Source organism: Bradyrhizobium sp. LA6.8, assembly GCF_040547935.1.
GTDB classification, from domain to species: domain Bacteria; phylum Pseudomonadota; class Alphaproteobacteria; order Rhizobiales; family Xanthobacteraceae; genus Bradyrhizobium; species Bradyrhizobium barranii.
Window position 1 is genome coordinate 154,811 of sequence record NZ_JBEPQQ010000011.1, and the last position, 15,791, is coordinate 170,601.

The window sequence follows — 15,791 nt, forward strand, 5'->3', positions numbered from 1 at the left end:
TCACCACGTCTCTCGTATCAGGTCCGGACGTGATCTTTACGATACAAGTCGATGGAAACTCCGGTCCAATCCACCGAAATCCTCCGGTCGAAGTGCTCTCGACTTTCACGGTTTTGCTCGGACTGATCTTGATTTCCACGCTGGGCTCGCGGGGCCGTCTTACTCTTCCGACGATGACCAACTCGCCCTGCGATATGGTGGCGGTTGTTATGAATATTTCCGCATGCGCGCTTTCAGTCCACGCAATTGCAAAGCCAGCAATAAGAGCTCCAACGGTGCCAAAAGGCTTTGCGAACATCATGGGCCTCCCGCTTCCCTCACCGATGGTTAGGAGACCAGTTTGGTGCGAAGGCGCCCGTACTCGGTGTCGGTTATGGATCCCGATTTTTTGAGCTGATCGAGCTTGGAAAGCTCGTCGGCGACACTAAAGCCGACGATGTGCCGTAATTCCTCGCGCGCCCGCTGAGCCTGCTCAGCGCTGCGTTCCGCCATCCCCCTGCCTTGGGTGATGAGGTAAGCAAAGATGCCGAGGTAGGAGGTCAGAACAAGTGCAAGCACCCACAGTGCCTTACCCCATCCGGAAATGTCGTGGCGCCTGAACAGGTCGCCATAGATGACAATGAGCAGCCAGAACCAAACGACAAATGCGAATACAGCAATTATATCCATCAGAAAATTTCGATATGTGAATCCTTCCTGAGCGAAGAACATTGCGATCCCCTTATTGAGTTGCCGTTCTCGATCTTTCCTGTAGGCCGGTCGCACGGCCCGCTACGCGAAGGCTCAACGGCAGTACCGATGCGACACGCGGTGCGACCTTCCGCTGGTCGAGCGGTACCAGCAGTTGCCGTTCCTCCAATAATATCGATGCCAATGTTGATGTCGCCGGTGGGCGCCCGCGATGGCTCCGGCCGTCGCCCCTATGGCAGCGCCGCGGCGACCACCAACAGCACCACCGATGACGGCACCTCGAAGCGCACTCTGAGCAAATGATTCGCTGGAAGGGACCATTCCTGCGAACGAGAGCAGGATGACGAACAGTGCAAGCTTTCGCATCGGGGGCCTTCCCTTGATTGACCGCTTCTGCCATGCCGTGCCGCCGAATAGCTCCGAGCGCTGATTAGCGCCGCCGCGGAGCGGCATAGCGCGGGTTGATGCCGCAATATGCGTTCGTGCCAGAAGCAGCAGCCAGGCATTGCGAGCGGGCGGCGAACTGACAATTGCCCGGAAAGCCCCAATTGCGACCTCGCAGGCAGTATCGATCCGCCTCGGCAGCTCGGACTGGCTCCAAAAAAGCAAGGAATACAGCGGCAGTGAGTAACGTCAGCATCGGAGCGACACGATGCATATCGATCTCCGTGGATGGATGGAGGTGAATATACTGGCGGCGCGAGGGGAATACCGCCAGTAAAAGCCCTTGCCAGACGCTGGGGCGTTTATTGATGCTACCTGGCGCGAAAAGCGCTCATGCTATTCAGGCTCGGAACCGCTTGTAGGTAAACGTAACAATTGCCATTGCGTGTCCTTGAATGCGGACTGCTGGCCGGATGACGTACGGCTTTCGGATAGCGAGCCCCGTTTCATCTGCGCCGCCTGCGGCAGGCGGGCGCCGATGTCGCGCCAGATGGAGCCGCAGAGACATGGTTCGGGGAGAACGATCCCGAGGGCGTGGCGTTTGAATATGAGGTTCTTCAATGAACCGGATCGGCCGCAGGACTATCTACGCCATGTTAGTAATCGTTGTGCTGCTGATCGACTGGTAGATTCTCGCACCGCTTTGAAGGAGTGAGACGTCGTCGCGCAAGGCCAATGAACCTTGCATACTTGTAACGAGGCGGACACCGAAGCGCCTTCTGGGTGGCCAAATGCTGGCGGAATGTGAGGGCTTATAAAAGCCGACCCTGGCCCACGGGATTTACTCCGATGTTATTTCAAGCGGCGATTATTTGCCTGATCGTACTCAGCATCGGCGTTCTCGTCGCCCACGCGGTTGACGCTCTCAGAACGTAGCGAGCCCGCCAGCGTGAACCGGCGGGCCTCCACCTCGGTCTTCTCAGTTCACGCCCAGAGTCTGGCGTTGAAGTAGATGCGGCTGGGGTTGAGGAGGTTCGTCCGCTGGGCAGCCTCCTCCGATCGGACTGGGGTACAGTCGCCCGCGCATCGATCATCACGGCGTGATCGCCGATACATGTCATCGCACCGGCATGTCGCTCTCGCTCATACGAGCTGTTCGTCCGCTTGCGTCTTCTATCGCCCCGCCTTCGCCAAGCCCGCCAGGCTCGCCGCCAGCTCATCGCTTCGGAACGGCTTCGTCAGCCGCGACAGGTCCGGCGTGATGCCTTCGTTGTTGGCGTAGCCTGACACGACGAGGATCTGGAGCTCGGGATATTGATTGCGCAGCGCGAGGCCGAGGTCTGTGCCGCTCATGCCGGGCATCAAATGGTCGGTGACGAGCAGGTTCGGCCGCAGGCCTTCCCTGACGCGCTGAAGCGCGTCCTCCGCCGAGGCGGCTTCGACGACGTTGTAGCCGAGCTCGCCCAGCATCTCGGCGGTGCTCATGCGCACCAGCGGTTCGTCATCCACCAGCAGAGCCGTGCCGACGGGCTGTGGCCGCAGTTTTGATTGCGGGACGGCATCAATGGCGCTCGCGACGGCGTGGCTGACCGGCAGCCACAGCTCGACCGTCGTCCCCGCGCCCACGGCGCTCCTGATCGTCAGCGCGCCGCCGAGCTGTGACGCAAGGCCGTGGACCATCGAGAGACCGAGACCGGTGCCTCGCCCGACGCCCTTGGTCGAGAAGAACGGTTCGACGGCGTGGGCCAGCGTGAACTCGTCCATGCCGATGCCGGTATCGGCGACGGAGATGCAGACATAGGCGCCCGGTGCCAATTCCGAATTGTGAGAGTCTCCAACCGTCCGGGCCTTCGCCGAGATGCGCAGCTTGCCGCCGCCGGGCATGGCATCCCTGGCGTTCACGCTGAGGTTCAGGATCGCCATCTCGATCTGGTTGGGATCAGCCATGGCCGCAGGAAGGTCTTCCGGCGTGTCCACCGTCACCTGGATTTGCGGTCCGGTCGTGCTCGAGATCAGGTCTCCCATCTCGGCAACGAGGAGACCGATGTTGACGGGAATGGCCTGAAGCGGTTGCCGGCGCGCGAAAGCGAGCAGGCGCTGAACCAGCGTCTTGGCGCGCTCGGCCGCCTGTGCCGCGCCGGCGATGAGGCGATGCTCGCGCTCGCCGCCGATGCCCTTGCGCTGAAACAGGTCGAGCAGGCCGACGATCGGCGTGAGCAGATTGTTGAAGTCGTGCGCGACGCCGCCCGTGAGCTGGCCCATGGCCTCCATCTTCTGGGCCTGGCGGAGCGCCTCCTCGGCCTGCGCGAGTCGCGCCTGCTCCTCCAGGCGATCCGTCACGTCGACCCCGGTCAGGAACGCGCCGATCCGCGTGCCGTCCGGAGCGCGCAGCGCCTCGAACTTCATCTCGTAGACGCGGCGGTCGAACCGGGGATCGCCGAACTCATCGATGTTGGTGAAGGCTTCGCCGGCCAGCGCCCGGCTCCAGATCGCGGTCGCCGCAGCGAGATGCTCGGGCCGGTCGGCCAGAAATTCGTGCAGGGAATCGCCGATCTGCGGCCGCCTGCCGTAGATGCGCTGATAGGCATCGGCGCAGGACGTGTTGATCGCCAGCCAGCGATAATCGAGATCGAGCGCCTGGATCTGTCCGTCGGTGGTTTCCACGATCGTCGCCAGCAAATGACGCTCGGCGGTGCGTTCGGCGACGCGCTGCTCGAGGGTCGTGGTCAGCTCCCTGTATCGCGCTTCGCTCGCCCGCAGCCGCGTCTCGCCCAGTACGCGCTCCGTCGTCTCGGACACGATGCAAAGCACTCCGCCGACCGAGCCGTCATCGTCCCGTACGGCCGAGTAGGAGACGTCCCAGTAGCTGGTTTCGCCGTAGCCGTGGCGCTCGACGTAGAACGGACGATCCTTGGCGGCGAATGTCTTTCTGGTTCGGCGCACGCCCGACAGGAGCGGTTCGAGATCGTCCCACAGCTCCCCCCAGTTTTCGATCGCGGGGCGACCGAGGGCGCGGGGATGATTGGCGCCGATGCCCGGGGCGTAGGCGTCATTGTAGAGCGCGACGAAGTCGGGCCCCCAGAACAGGACGATCTGGGCTTGCGCGGCCAGCAGCATGCTGACCGTCGTTTTCAGCGCCTGAGACCAATCGCGGGGATGACCGAGCGGTGAATCCGACCAGTCGCGGGCGCTCATCATCGCGCCCAGCTTGCCTCCGTCAGCGAGGAAGCCCAATTCAATCGACCGCCGAGCAGCCTTCTCAGACAGCACCGGATCCCCCGCTACGCGTGACACGGGCGTCCTTGCCCATTCGAGCCGGCTTTCGAGGGCTCGTGCTCAAGCGCAGATAACACCCGGCGCGCGCTCTGGTTCCATTCCAGTCGATTCCCGCCGTCCTTGTGCTATTGCTGCTCCCCGCAACTTGACGCGAGGTTCCCATGCTCCCCATTCCCGCCGACATCTTCACCGAGCCCGAGGACGTCTCGCCCGACGGCCTTGCCAATCTCGGCCCGCTCCGCCGTCTCGCAGGGAGCTGGCAGGCGGACAAGGGCATCGACATCAATCCGAAGGCGGAGGGGCCGGAGCGGCGGACCTTCATCGAGCGCATCCGCATGGACCCGATCGACCCGCAGGCCAACGGGCCGCAGCTGTTTTACGGGCTGCGCTATCACATCCACATCAACACGCCCGAGGAAGACATCACCTTCCACGACCAGGTCGGCTACTGGCTGTGGGAGCCCGCGACCGGGCTGATCATGCAGACGCTCGCGATTCCGCGCGGACAGGTCTTGCTCGCCTCGGGCAAGGCCGGGCCGGATGACAGGAAGATATCGGTCACGGCGAAGCGCGGCGATACCGCTTATGGAATCTGCTCGACCGATTTCCTGGAACAGGCCTTCCGCACCGACTCCTATCGCTGCGACATCACCTTCAACGATGATGGAAGCTGGAGCTATCTGATCCAGACCGAGTTGTTCGTGCGCGGCGCGCCGTTCAACCATCACGACAGCAACACGCTCAAGCTCGTCGCGCCGCCCAAGCTCAATCCACTGGCGGTGATCGTGAAGGATCGTGCCGGGCGCGATGGATCGTCGGCCTGAAGCGTACCCGGAGAATTGCATGAAGCCCTACGTCATTTGCCTGATGCACTCCAGCCTGGACGGCCGCACGCATCCCAGCCGCTGGCGGCCGAAGGGGGCGGGCACAGACTGGTTCGAGAAGATCCATGACGAACTCGGCGGCGACGCCTGGGTGATCGGCCGCGTCACCGGCTCGGAGTTCGCCAAGGGCAAGCCCTATCCCGCAACGGCGGGCGAGACATTTCCCCGCCAAAGCTGGTTCGCGCGGCGCGATGCCCAAACCTACGGCGTCGTGCTCGATGCGCAGGGCAAGATCGGCTGGGGCCGGTCAGACATCGGCGGTGACCCGATCGTCGTGGTGCTGACCGAGGGCGTGCCGGATTCGCATCTGGCCGGGCTGCGCGGCGAGGGTGTGTCCTACATCTTCGCCGGCAAGTCCGAGATCGACCTGGCGCTGACGCTGGACATCCTCAATCGGGAGTTAGGGGTGAAGCGCTTGCTGGTCGAGGGCGGCGGCATCGCCAATGGCGCCTTCCTGCGCGCCGGCCTCATCGACGAATTCAACCTGATCCTCAGCCCCGCGATCGATGGCGCCAGGGGCGCACCCTTCGTGTTCGATTCGACGGACGCGGACAGCGACAAGCGCGCGCCGCTCGCCGCGATGACGCTGGAGAGCACGCGCGACCTCGGCGGCGGCGTTCTGCTGCTGCGCTATCTGATCAAGAACGACCCGCAAGCGATGCCCAAGTAAGGCATCGGCATGGGACAATTGGAGCACATCGTCATCGTCGGTGCCGGCGCGGCCGGGCTGATGGCGGCGCGCGAGCTGGCACGTGCGGGCAGGACTGTCACGATCCTGGAGGCGCGCGAGCGCTGCGGCGGGCGCATCGATCCACTGCCGGCATCGGAGTTCGGCTACCCCGCCGATGGCGGCGCCGAATTCGTCCATGGCGAGGCGCCGGTCACGCGCAAGCTTGTGCGCGAGGCGGGACTGTCGCTGCAGGAGATCGAAGGCACCCAGTGGAGCTTTGACGGCACGAGGCTCTCGCACGAAGACCGTCACGATCCGCACGAGGCAGAGCTGTACGCCGCGCTGGGGGCGTTGAGGGATGATCTCACGGTTGCCGATTTCCTCCGCAGCCACTTCGCCGGGCCCGGGTATGACCAGCTGCGCCATTCGATCGAGCGCATGGTCGAGGGCTACGACGCTGCCGACCCCGAGCGCGCCTCGACGCTGGCGCTGCGCGAGGAATGGATGGACGGCGGGCATGACACCCAGGCGCGCATCGTCGGCGGCTACGGCGCGCTGATCGATTTTCTGGCGAGCGAGTGCCGCGGGCTTGGCGTGACGTTTCGCTTCGGCCGCGCGGTGTCGGCAATCGAGGAGACGGGCGGCGCGCTGGCCGTCCGCTGTGCCGGCGGCGACGCGCATGGCTGCGATCGCGCGATCCTCACCGTGCCGCTGCCGTTGTTGCGCGAGATCGCGCTTCCGGAGCGCGCACGCGCGAAGGCTGCGGCTGCTGACGATATCGGCTTCGGCAGCGTGATAAAAATCCTGCTGCGGTTCGCGCGGCCGTGGTGGCGCGAGCGAAACGAATATCTCGCGGACATGACCTTCCTGCTGTCGGACCAGTCGATCCCGGTGTGGTGGACGCGGCATCCGGACCAGCATCCCGTGCTCACCGGCTGGTTTGGCGGGCCGCGGACGGCCGAGCTTGCGAAGCTCGATCGGCAAGGGCTGATCGATGCCGGGGTCGATTCGCTTGCGGCCATCTTCGGCGTGTCGCGCGACGACATCGCGCGCGATCTCGTGGCGGCTGCGGCGACCAACTGGCTGCACGATCCCTTCGCCCGCGGCGCCTATTCCTGGGCAACGCCGCGGACGCGCGAGGCCCAGGCGATCCTCGCGCGCGCCGACGGCCCGGTGCTGTTCTCCGGTGAAGCGCTCTATCGCGGCCGCGACATGGGGACGGTCGAGGCGGCGCTGGCGAGCGGGCTGGAGACTGCGGAGATGATTTTGCGGGGATGAAAAAAGGCCCGCACAAGACGGGCCTTATCTCTCACCAGCGGCCGCCGCCGAAGCTGAACGTCACGCCGGGACCTCCGCCACCATAATAGCCGTACGGTCCGCCGCCGTAATAGCCGTGGTGCCGCGGGTAATAGCCGTAGCTCCGGTAGTGCGGACGATAGTAGCCGTGGTGGTGATGGCGCCATTGGTGATGGCGATGGCCGTGGTGGTGGTGGTGGTGCCTGTGCTGCGCGCTGATGTCGGTGGACTGGCCGGCTGGCGCGTTCTGCTTTGCGCTGGCCTTGCCCGCCGCGTTGGCCGTGGATCCACCGGCGAGCGCCGTAGCACCGACAGCCATCGCGACTAAAAGATACTTCATGTCATCACTCCAGTTGAGAAGTCGTGTGACAACAGATGGCTGTCCGGAGCGTTCCGGCTAGTGCGGGCGTCGAAACGACGCAGACGAAGTTCCGATCAACGTGTGAATTGATCTGATGTGGCGCGATCTATTGTCGCATCGCTTCGAGCGAAGCGATCACGTCGGCGGCGGCGACGATGCGCGCGAATTCGCCGTTGAGATTCGACAACGTCATCGCATGAATCTCTTCAGCCGAATGCTTGTCGCCATCTGGTCCGATCCGGTCGAAGGTCCAGGTCGCATCGCGCACGAGGCTCGCGTCGAAACCGAGATTGCCGGCCATCCGCGTCGTCGTCTCGACGCAATGATTGGTGGTGGCGCCGCAGATCACGAGCGTCGTGATGTTGTCTGCGCGCAGGCGCGTCTCGAGATCGGTGCCGATGAAGGCGCTGTTGACGCGCTTGACGATCACCGCCTCGCCCGGCGCTTCGCGCGCCTCGTCCTTGACCGCGTAGCCGGAGCTTTGCGGCAGGAACGACGAGGTCGGCTTGGTGCCCTCGTGGCGGATGTGGAAGATCGGCGCGCCGCGCTTCCTGAATGCCTTGAGGAGATCGGCGATGCGCGCCACCGCGTCCGGATTGTTGCGCCGCTTGCCCGCCGCCTCCCATTCATCGAATGCGCGCTGAACGTCGACGACGACGAGGGCGGGAAGGGAGTGGGACATAAGGAGCGGCTTCCAGACTTGCTTGCTGCGCGAAGTATGCGGGGCGACCGACGTGGCAGGCAATGTCGATTTTCCCTCGATTCGCGACAGCTCTCGTGCCCCGGACACGGAGAGCTGCGCGAGTGCTCGGCCCTCACGGATGCGGATCGGGAAACCCGTGGCGTTCGGAGAGCGCGGCGAGGATCGCGTCCTTGTCGGCGATGAAGGCGCGGCCGTGGTGACTGCCGGTCTGGTGCGGCGACGTCGTCCCGTCGGCCAGCACGAGCAGCGGCAGCGACTGGTTCTCTTCGCCGACCAGCGCGATCACCTTCAGCCTTGGCCGCGGCCATGCGATCCGCTCGACCTCGAGCTTTTCGGCGAGCTGCGGAAACGAGGCGAGCACGCCCTCGATCAGCGCGCAATGCCAGCAATAGAAGCGCCGGCCCGGAAAGGCGGGATCCTCGAAACCAGGGCGCAGCAGAAACAGGCGGTCGCGAGTCATGAATCGCTCCAAAGCATGGCGCGATCATACATGCCGGCAGCAGCGGATGATGCCGTTACTTGAACGGATCCTGGATCGATGGCGACGATTGCCGGATGCGGCGTACGCTCACCGGCTTGCCGTCGGAGACGAACAGCAGCTCGTATCGGCGGCCCTCGCTGTCGGTCGCCGTGCAGGTGACGTCGGTGACCTTCTTTGCGGCGAAATTGCCGGTCTGGCGGCAGACGCCGGTCGAGGTCTGCTCGGCCGGCACCGGCAGGCCGTCGACCTTGGGCCGGTCCTTGGAATTGAGCAGCATGCGGTCGATTCGCAGCTCGTAGGAATTGTCGTCCGCGCGCTGGCCGTTCTCGCCAGAGAACGACACGACGTGGTTGGCGTCGGAGGGATCGTCGACGGCGACCGCGAAATTGACCCGGCCCTTGTCGCCATGGGCGTAAGCCACCGTCTTGCAAGCGAAGGTGCGCCCCGCGACCTTCAGCGTCTTGCAGTGGCCCGACATCAGCGCCAGCAGGTCGATGAAGGCGTTTTGCGCCGGAGGGTTGTTGACGGGAATGGGCGCGGAAGACTCTGCAAAACAAGGGCTTGCGAGAGTCGCGAGGGCCGCGGCGAGGACCGGTCGGCGGAGGCGCATCATCAGGCTCGTATGCCAGGGTGCCACGGCGGCGGAAAAGTTCCGCTCAACAACGAGCGAACCACAAATTGGTTGCGATCCCGTTTGTTCAGCTAAACCCGACTGGAATACCACCGCACCACCCATCGGCGATTCATCCGATCGCCCCATCCCGTCCTAGCAGGCCACTTGCTGCCAGACCGATGTTTTTTTCGTGGCAGAGCTAGACGGTCGCCGCCTGCCAGCGCGTATCGCGCAAGGACGGCCGGCGGTGCAGGCGGGCATCGAGTAGCGCGCGGGCGCGGGGCAGCTCGCCGCTGCGCATGAGCGCGACGATGTAGGTATCCTCGATCAGTTCGCGCTGGGCGTGGCTGCCGCCGATGCGCACGACCTCGCCGAGGACGGGCGCGAGCGTTTGCACGCATGAGGTGTAATCCTCGCGGGCAAAGGCCACGAGCGCACGGCAGATCGCCGGCACCACGGGACCGGCCGGCAGCTTGCCCTCAGTGAGCCGCTGCTCGATCGCCGCGAGGCGCGCGGCGAGCGCCTCCTGGTTCTGCGTCGCCGCAGCGAACAGCGCCATGTGGACGTCGGCAAAGGGCAGGCTCGATTTCGGAAACAGTTTTTGCGCGGCGGCGTCGGCCTCGAGCCAGAGTGCCTCCGGCACGGTGTGGCCGTAAGCCGTCAAACGCCAGAGCAGCGAGGCGCTGTCGGTGACGACGTTGAGCGGCGGCGCCTGCGTGGCGGAGGGTCGAAGGACGTCGGCATAGATCGCAAGCGCGCGGGCGGCATCGCCATGTTCGAGCGCGCCGAGCGCCTGATGCCAGCGAATATGGCCGTGCAGGATACCGGTGCGGTCGTAAGAGGGGATCCATGCGTCGACGAGACGGTCAGCCGCGTCGATCGAGCCGTCCTCGAACATCGCATGCAGCACGGCGTGCGCGGCGTGGGCATTCTGGCGGCGCAGGTCGAAGCCACGTTCGGTGACGCCGCGGCCGCGCGCGACGTCGCCATTCTCGGTCATGGCCCAGCCGTACATGGTGAGAAACCACCAGTCCTCGCCATAATGCTGCGCGACGCGCTCGCACAGCTCGTGCCGCGCGCGGTCGTGATCGGGCATGCCGGAGAACGCGAACAGGCCGAACGCGCCGAGCGGCAGCGACAGCACCACCGCGTCGCGCGGCCATGCGTCGATGTGCTTCAGCGTCGATGCGATCGCCTCGGGCAGCCGGCCTTCGATCGCAAGCGCCAGCGTCTCGACATGCGAGCGCTCGCGCTCCGTGCCGCGCTTGGCAACGCGTTCGCGTGCCACAGCCGCCTTCTGCCGCGCGAGGTCGCCCTGCTGATAGAAGGCATGCACGCGGGCGCGGGCGATATGGGGAAGCGCGAAATCCGGATCGGCCGCAATCGCGCGTTCCAGCGCCTCCGCCGTACCGGTCCAGCCGGCCAGCATGAGATCGACGCCTTCGCGATAGGCGCTTGCCGCCTCGTGCGAAGACGTCGAGAGTGAAAGGCCGTAGCGGTCTTCGTGCGCCGTCATCGTCTTCAGCTCTCAAGCCGTCCGCGCGCGGCGTCCCTCGATCGGATAGGCGGGGTCGTTGTAGCCCGGCGTCGAGGGATGGCCCGGCACGACCAGCCGGTCGATCAGCGCCTCGTCATCCGCCGTGAAGCGGTAGTCGAGCGCGCTGATGTAGCCGTCCCACTGCTCCTCGGTGCGTGGGCCGGCGACGATCGAGCTGACAAAGGCGGAGTTCAGCACCCAGGCGACCGCGAACTGGCCGGCGGTGATGCCTTTCTCCTCGGCGTGGGTCTTGATCTCCTGCGCGAGCTGGAGCGATTCCGGCCGCCATTCCGTCTGCATCATGCGGGTGTCGTTGCGGCCGGCGCGTGTCTCCTTGTCCGGCGCCGCGTCGGGCTTGTACTTGCCGGTGAGCACGCCGCGCGCCAGTGGGCTGTAGGGCACGATGCCGAGGCCGTAATAGGAGCAGGCCGGGAAGTGCTCGACCTCGGGCATGCGGTTCATGGCGTTGTAATAGGGCTGGCTCACCGCGGGCCGGTCGATGCCGAGCCGGTCGCAGATGTTGCAGATCTCGGCGACGCGCCAGGCGCGGTAGTTCGAGACGCCGAAATAGCGCACCTTGCCGGCCCGGATCAGGTCGCCCATCGCGCGCACCGTCTCCTCCAGCGGCGTCGCATGGTCTTCCTTGTGCAGATAGTAGATGTCGATGTGGTCGGTGCCGAGCCGCTTCAGGCTCTCGTCGGCGGCCTGCAACACCCAGCGGCGCGACAGGCCGACACGGTTGGGATCGTCGCCCATACCAGTGTTCATGGGGTTGGCGAGTTTTGTGGCGAGCACCCAGGCGTGACGGTTGTTACCGATCGCGCGGCCGACCACCTCCTCGGATGCGCCCTTCGAATAGGCATCCGCCGTGTCGATGAAATTGATCCCGGCCTCATGCGCCTTGGCGATGATCCGGTTTGATGCGGCTTCATCGGTCGGCCCGCCGAACATCATGGTGCCCAGACAGATCGGCGAGACTTTCAGGCCGGTGCGGCCGAGCTGGCGGTATTGCATGGGCTGTTTCCTCAACGCTATCGAAGCTGGCAGCATAGCCAGCTAATTCCGTCATTGCGAGCGCAGCGAAGCAATCCAGAGATGCATCCGCGGTGAGATACTGGATTGCTTCGCTGCGCTCGCAATGACGAGATTGGGGAGGGCGCTTGCCGCACTCTCAGCTGTCATCGCCCGCGAAGGCGGGCGATCCAGTATTCCAGAGACGGCTGTGATTGAGCCGAGAGGCTGCGGCGTACTGGGTCGCCCGGTCAAGCCGGGCGACGACAGCGGTGGGTGTAGTTAGAGCGGCAGCCCGACCGCGCGACGCTACCCCGGCCCCTTCAAGATCTTGAACACGCCATTCGCCATCACGATGCAGCGACCATCCACCGTCACTTCCGTGCTCATGAAGATGAGGCTGCGCGTCGAGCGCACCACGCGGGGGCGGGAGATCAGGATGTCGCCGATCTGGCCGGCCTCGACGAAATGGGTGTCGAGCTGCACCGTCGCCATGAACTCCTTGCCGGAAACGTAGCGGGCGGTCATGCCGCAGGTACGGTCCGCGAACGTCATCATCACGCCGCCCTGGACCATGCCGCGGCGATTGTGGTGCTTGTCCTCGGTGGCGAGTGCGAATTCGTAATGGCCGTCGACCTTGCGCTCCCACAAGGGGCCGATCAGGTGCAAGAAGCCCGTGGTCTCCAGGATGCTCCAGCCGTCCGATTTGAGCCTTGCGGCGGCCTTGTTGGTCATGTCGTCGTCCATTGCTGCGCGGGCCTTGCGAGCTCATTTCATCGGGGCCGGACGTGGTGTAGTCAAGCATCATGAGACCGTTCGACGATGCCACACGGCGGAATATCGCGGCTGCCTGCGCGGCCTTCACGCGCCTGCCCGAGGACGATGCGCCGGCCGCATTGAAACGCGCCGCGGTGGCGGTCGCGCTGACCGCGGCGAGCGACGGTGATGACACCGCATTCCTGCTCACGCTGCGCGCGTCACACCTGCGCGCCCATCGCGGCCAATGGGCCTTGCCGGGTGGCCGCTGCGATGCCGGCGAGACGCCGGTCGAGGCGGCGCTGCGCGAGCTTGATGAGGAGCTTGGCCTCCGCCTCTCGCACGCGGAGGTGCTCGGCACGCTCGACGACTATCCGACCCGCTCCGGCTATCTGATCACGCCGGTGGTGGTCTGGACGGCCGACAGTGCCGCGATCCGGCCGAACCCGGATGAGGTCGCCTCGGTCCACCGCATCGCGCTCGCCACGATCGAGCGCGAAGACGCGTTCGACTTCATCGCGATTCCCGAAAGCTCCCGCCGCGTGATCCGCTTCCATCACGAGACGAGCCTGATTCACGCGCCGACCGCGGCGCTGATCTACCAGTTCCGCGAGGTGCTGGCGGGACGTCACACTCGCGTCACCGAGCTGGAACAGCCGGTGTTCGCTTGGAAGTGACGATGGTAAACGGCGCGTTAACGTGACGGTTACCGGATGCCTGCTAAGAGGGCAGCATGCATCATTCGATTCGAAAACATCTCGCGCTGGTTCCATTCGCGCTCGTCCTGCTTGCGCCCACTGCGCGAGGCGGCGAGGCCGATGCGCTGCCGCCGGCCGTCCGCGATGCCAAGGCCCAGCTCTTGTCGCAGTTCTTTGCGCAAGGTGGCGCGTCGCCGGCCGTGCTCGAATATCGCCGCAAGCTGCAGGAATATCAGGCGGCGCGCGCGGCCTTCGACGAAGAGGCGGGTGCCTATTGGAGCCAGATCTCCGAGAAGCGGAAAGGCCGCAACGCCAAGCGGCGCAGCGGACAGCAGGTCACGCTTGACGATTATGTGCTGCAGCATCCGCCGCTCTATAACGGGCCGAAGCGGCCGGTGAATCCGGAGCCGGAGGAAACGCCGGATCGTCCGACCAGAAAGCCGATACCGGTGGTCGCCGATCTCCTGCAGGCGGCGCGGGAGCTCTATCAGTTCACGCCGCAGCGGCCGTCCAGCGAGGTCGAGTTCAAGCGCGCCTATGCGCGCTACGCGCTCGCCTCCGGGCTGACGCGCGAGCAGGCGGTTCGGGTCTATTCGTTCGAGACCGGCGGCACCGGCAATTACGACGTGCAGGCGGGTATTGAGCATGGCGGCAAGCGCGCGATCTCGACCGCGATGGGCTACAACCAGCTCCTGACCACCAACAGCGTCGAGCTGCTGGCCGAGCAGGGCCATGAACTCATCCGTGCGCTTTCCGACAAGGTGGCGCGGGCGTCGGGACCGGCGCGCCAGCCGCTCGAGCACAAGCTTGCCGTGCTGAAGAAGATGGTGGCGCAAGCGAAATCGGTGCCGGACACCTGGTCGGAGCACGAGAAGATCGGCAACACCGCGCAGGGCTGGGCCATGCATGCCATGGTGCTGGACATCGATATCGGCCCGATGCTGCAAACCCATAAGCTTTTGACTTCGGTGCTGTTCGCGCGCACCAAGGGCTACACCCGGCCGCTCACCGCCGCCGAGCTCGAGATGATGAACCTCACCGGCGACGGCACCGGCCTCGACATGGTGACGATGCCGCAGGCGATGCGCGAGCAGGTGCCGACCTCGAACTTCTTCCAGCGCGGCGGCTACGAGCGCAACCCGGTCGCGATCCGCCACAACACGGTGGCCAAGCTACTGGCGGTGACGGACACGCGGATGGACAGTAACAGCAACAACGCTGGCGCGCGGGAGCTGGCAGGGGCGTTTTAGTCCTCGCTGCCACATCCTCCGCTGTCATGCCCCGGCTTGACCGGGGCATCCAGTACGCCGCAGCCTCTCGACTGAATCACAACGGCCTCTGGAATACTGGATCACCCGCCCCAGTGCGCAAGCGCGCACAAGGCGGGTGATGACACCGAATGCTTGGGTTGGCCGTCGCCCCTTACTGATCCGACCCGAACTTGAACTTGCCGTCGCCTTCGAGATACGGGCCGCTGCGCATGTAGAGCTGGCCGTTGTGGCCGATGAAGAACAGCGTGCCTTTCGGCACCTTCTTGGCGCCCTTCAGGAGTTCACCGGCATTGTTGGTGCCCATCTTGTAGGAGAAGGTCTTGCCGTCCTTGTCATAGGCATAGCCCGTGTCGGGCTTGAGCTCCCAGGGCGTTGCCGCGGTCTGCGCCAATGCGGGTGCGCTGAACGCGCCGAGCGCTGCCGTGAGTGCAAGTGCAAATGTCTTCGTTGAAAATGCCATCATCCCATCCTCCCCATCGTTGGGGTTGCCATCTTGAACAAATCACGAACGGCGTTTACAGGTCAATTTGCGAAAGCGCCGCAGCGCATCACGTCCTGCCCAGCAGTTTGTGATTTTCCCTTCGTCCCCGCGCGACTATGTTCCGCTTTCAGTCTAGAACGCAATTCGACAAAAATATTGGTAGGGGGATGATTCGGATGAACCAAGTCGTGAAAGCCTGCTCAGCCGCCGCGCTGTTGGTGACGGCGCTGGCGCCCGCCGCCCGGGCGGATGACTACCAGCTCAGCCACAACCAGCGGATTTCGTGCAGCCGTGGCCTCGCCCCGGGCAAGCTGAACACCGCGACCTGCAAGTCCTACACCTATCTGTTCAACACCAAGACCTCGGAATATTTCCGCTGCCAGGTCTCGCTCGCGCTGACCCGCGACAACAAGGAAGTCATCAACGTCCAGACCGACGGCGGCTGCACCAAGAAGCCGCGCATCTTCGAGACCGACGGCAAATACGATTTCGACGCGACCGAGACCGAACCGCCGAACACCAACTCGTTCTTCGGCCCCGGCGGCTACTCGGTCTGGGCCGCCGACGTCACCGCGCAGAAGGTGCGCGGCTGCATCATCATCTCCTCCGGCCTCGGCTCCGACATCTCCAAGTGCCTGGACATGACCTTCCAATAAGGGCTTGCCAGCAAGAGCCTGCC

17 protein-coding genes are annotated in these 15,791 nt (G+C 64.8%); 6 read left to right on the forward strand and 11 right to left on the reverse strand.

All coding sequences use genetic code 11. From position 1 onward, the window contains the following. Nucleotides 1–327 precede the first annotated feature (327 nt). From ABIA90_RS38465 to ABIA90_RS38475, 3 genes are all read right to left on the reverse strand, one after another. Nucleotides 328–711: a PLDc N-terminal domain-containing protein gene (locus ABIA90_RS38465; RefSeq protein WP_028147401.1), complete on the reverse strand. Its 384-nt coding sequence runs from the start codon at nucleotides 709–711 to the stop codon at nucleotides 328–330. 409 nt (nucleotides 712–1,120) lie between these two features. Beyond that, nucleotides 1,121–1,348 (reverse strand): DUF3551 domain-containing protein, encoded by a 228-nt coding sequence (locus tag ABIA90_RS38470; RefSeq protein WP_071909266.1) that lies wholly within the window; start codon nucleotides 1,346–1,348, stop codon nucleotides 1,121–1,123. A gap of 899 nt (nucleotides 1,349–2,247) precedes the next feature. After that, nucleotides 2,248–4,368, reverse strand: a complete 2,121-nt coding sequence (locus ABIA90_RS38475; protein ID WP_354114075.1) for an ATP-binding protein — start codon at nucleotides 4,366–4,368, stop codon at nucleotides 2,248–2,250. A 143-nt stretch (nucleotides 4,369–4,511) separates the two neighbouring features. Here ABIA90_RS38475 and ABIA90_RS38480 point away from each other — a divergent pair, with 143 nt between their 5' ends. From ABIA90_RS38480 to ABIA90_RS38490, 3 genes are read left to right on the forward strand one after another with little or no spacing between them, the layout of a single operon-like run. Further along, entirely contained in the window at nucleotides 4,512–5,174 is a 663-nt protein-coding gene (locus ABIA90_RS38480; protein WP_354121453.1) for an FABP family protein, read from the forward strand. 19 nt (nucleotides 5,175–5,193) lie between these two features. Next, nucleotides 5,194–5,904, forward strand: coding sequence for a RibD family protein (locus ABIA90_RS38485; protein ID WP_354114077.1), 711 nt, complete (start codon nucleotides 5,194–5,196; stop codon nucleotides 5,902–5,904). A 9-nt stretch (nucleotides 5,905–5,913) separates the two neighbouring features. Continuing rightward, nucleotides 5,914–7,182 (forward strand): flavin monoamine oxidase family protein, encoded by a 1,269-nt coding sequence (locus ABIA90_RS38490; protein WP_354121454.1) that lies wholly within the window; start codon nucleotides 5,914–5,916, stop codon nucleotides 7,180–7,182. A gap of 31 nt (nucleotides 7,183–7,213) precedes the next feature. Here the strand turns inward: ABIA90_RS38490 and ABIA90_RS38495 are convergent, their stop codons facing one another. The 7 genes from ABIA90_RS38495 to ABIA90_RS38525 form a co-directional block, all read right to left on the reverse strand. After that, nucleotides 7,214–7,540, reverse strand: coding sequence for a hypothetical protein (locus ABIA90_RS38495; protein WP_354121455.1), 327 nt, complete (start codon nucleotides 7,538–7,540; stop codon nucleotides 7,214–7,216). A 127-nt stretch (nucleotides 7,541–7,667) separates the two neighbouring features. Continuing rightward, on the reverse strand, nucleotides 7,668–8,243 hold the full coding sequence (locus tag ABIA90_RS38500) for a cysteine hydrolase family protein (RefSeq protein ID WP_354121456.1): 576 nt from the start codon (nucleotides 8,241–8,243) through the stop codon (nucleotides 7,668–7,670). A gap of 133 nt (nucleotides 8,244–8,376) precedes the next feature. Then, entirely contained in the window at nucleotides 8,377–8,724 is a 348-nt protein-coding gene (locus ABIA90_RS38505) for a DUF3088 domain-containing protein (protein ID WP_354121457.1), read from the reverse strand. A 55-nt stretch (nucleotides 8,725–8,779) separates the two neighbouring features. Then, nucleotides 8,780–9,355 (reverse strand): hypothetical protein, encoded by a 576-nt coding sequence (locus ABIA90_RS38510; RefSeq protein WP_166104179.1) that lies wholly within the window; start codon nucleotides 9,353–9,355, stop codon nucleotides 8,780–8,782. Between the two features lie 202 nt (nucleotides 9,356–9,557). Beyond that, entirely contained in the window at nucleotides 9,558–10,874 is a 1,317-nt protein-coding gene (locus tag ABIA90_RS38515) for a tetratricopeptide repeat protein (RefSeq protein WP_354121458.1), read from the reverse strand. A gap of 12 nt (nucleotides 10,875–10,886) precedes the next feature. Continuing rightward, the gene (locus ABIA90_RS38520; protein WP_354121459.1) at nucleotides 10,887–11,909 is read right to left on the reverse strand and encodes an aldo/keto reductase; all 1,023 of its coding nucleotides are present in this window, start codon (nucleotides 11,907–11,909) and stop codon (nucleotides 10,887–10,889) included. A gap of 306 nt (nucleotides 11,910–12,215) precedes the next feature. Next, nucleotides 12,216–12,641 (reverse strand): PaaI family thioesterase, encoded by a 426-nt coding sequence (locus tag ABIA90_RS38525; protein ID WP_063986737.1) that lies wholly within the window; start codon nucleotides 12,639–12,641, stop codon nucleotides 12,216–12,218. Nucleotides 12,642–12,712: 71 nt separating this feature from the next. On the opposite strand from ABIA90_RS38525, the gene ABIA90_RS38530 reads away from it, so the two are divergent. Together ABIA90_RS38530 and ABIA90_RS38535 are read left to right on the forward strand one after the other, a co-directional pair. Continuing rightward, the gene (locus ABIA90_RS38530; RefSeq protein WP_166348686.1) at nucleotides 12,713–13,339 is read left to right on the forward strand and encodes an NUDIX hydrolase; all 627 of its coding nucleotides are present in this window, start codon (nucleotides 12,713–12,715) and stop codon (nucleotides 13,337–13,339) included. Between the two features lie 56 nt (nucleotides 13,340–13,395). Then, a complete protein-coding gene (locus ABIA90_RS38535) occupies nucleotides 13,396–14,610 on the forward strand; it encodes a hypothetical protein (RefSeq protein ID WP_354121460.1) in 1,215 nt (404 codons plus the stop codon). A 172-nt stretch (nucleotides 14,611–14,782) separates the two neighbouring features. Here ABIA90_RS38535 and ABIA90_RS38540 read toward each other — a convergent pair whose 3' ends face one another. After that, the gene (locus tag ABIA90_RS38540) at nucleotides 14,783–15,091 is read right to left on the reverse strand and encodes a hypothetical protein (RefSeq protein WP_247313908.1); all 309 of its coding nucleotides are present in this window, start codon (nucleotides 15,089–15,091) and stop codon (nucleotides 14,783–14,785) included. 197 nt (nucleotides 15,092–15,288) lie between these two features. Between ABIA90_RS38540 and ABIA90_RS38545 the strand changes: the two genes are divergently transcribed. Then, complete coding sequence (locus ABIA90_RS38545) at nucleotides 15,289–15,768, forward strand: hypothetical protein (protein WP_063985862.1); 480 nt, start codon at nucleotides 15,289–15,291, stop codon at nucleotides 15,766–15,768. The last annotated feature ends 23 nt before the right edge of the window (nucleotides 15,769–15,791 follow it).

Coding starts and splice junctions, on each gene's coding strand:
- ABIA90_RS38465 (WP_028147401.1), bottom strand. CDS start 711: ATGTTCTTCGCTCAGGAAGGATTCACATATCGAAATTTTCTGATGGAT.
- ABIA90_RS38470 (WP_071909266.1), bottom strand. CDS start 1,348: ATGCATCGTGTCGCTCCGATGCTGACGTTACTCACTGCCGCTGTATTC.
- ABIA90_RS38480 (WP_354121453.1), top strand. CDS start 4,512: ATGCTCCCCATTCCCGCCGACATCTTCACCGAGCCCGAGGACGTCTCG.
- ABIA90_RS38485 (WP_354114077.1), top strand. CDS start 5,194: ATGAAGCCCTACGTCATTTGCCTGATGCACTCCAGCCTGGACGGCCGC.
- ABIA90_RS38490 (WP_354121454.1), top strand. CDS start 5,914: ATGGGACAATTGGAGCACATCGTCATCGTCGGTGCCGGCGCGGCCGGG.
- ABIA90_RS38495 (WP_354121455.1), bottom strand. CDS start 7,540: ATGAAGTATCTTTTAGTCGCGATGGCTGTCGGTGCTACGGCGCTCGCC.
- ABIA90_RS38500 (WP_354121456.1), bottom strand. CDS start 8,243: ATGTCCCACTCCCTTCCCGCCCTCGTCGTCGTCGACGTTCAGCGCGCA.
- ABIA90_RS38505 (WP_354121457.1), bottom strand. CDS start 8,724: ATGACTCGCGACCGCCTGTTTCTGCTGCGCCCTGGTTTCGAGGATCCC.
- ABIA90_RS38510 (WP_166104179.1), bottom strand. CDS start 9,355: ATGCGCCTCCGCCGACCGGTCCTCGCCGCGGCCCTCGCGACTCTCGCA.
- ABIA90_RS38515 (WP_354121458.1), bottom strand. CDS start 10,874: ATGACGGCGCACGAAGACCGCTACGGCCTTTCACTCTCGACGTCTTCG.
- ABIA90_RS38520 (WP_354121459.1), bottom strand. CDS start 11,909: ATGCAATACCGCCAGCTCGGCCGCACCGGCCTGAAAGTCTCGCCGATC.
- ABIA90_RS38525 (WP_063986737.1), bottom strand. CDS start 12,641: ATGACCAACAAGGCCGCCGCAAGGCTCAAATCGGACGGCTGGAGCATC.
- ABIA90_RS38530 (WP_166348686.1), top strand. CDS start 12,713: ATGAGACCGTTCGACGATGCCACACGGCGGAATATCGCGGCTGCCTGC.
- ABIA90_RS38535 (WP_354121460.1), top strand. CDS start 13,396: ATGCATCATTCGATTCGAAAACATCTCGCGCTGGTTCCATTCGCGCTC.
- ABIA90_RS38540 (WP_247313908.1), bottom strand. CDS start 15,091: ATGGCATTTTCAACGAAGACATTTGCACTTGCACTCACGGCAGCGCTC.
- ABIA90_RS38545 (WP_063985862.1), top strand. CDS start 15,289: ATGAACCAAGTCGTGAAAGCCTGCTCAGCCGCCGCGCTGTTGGTGACG.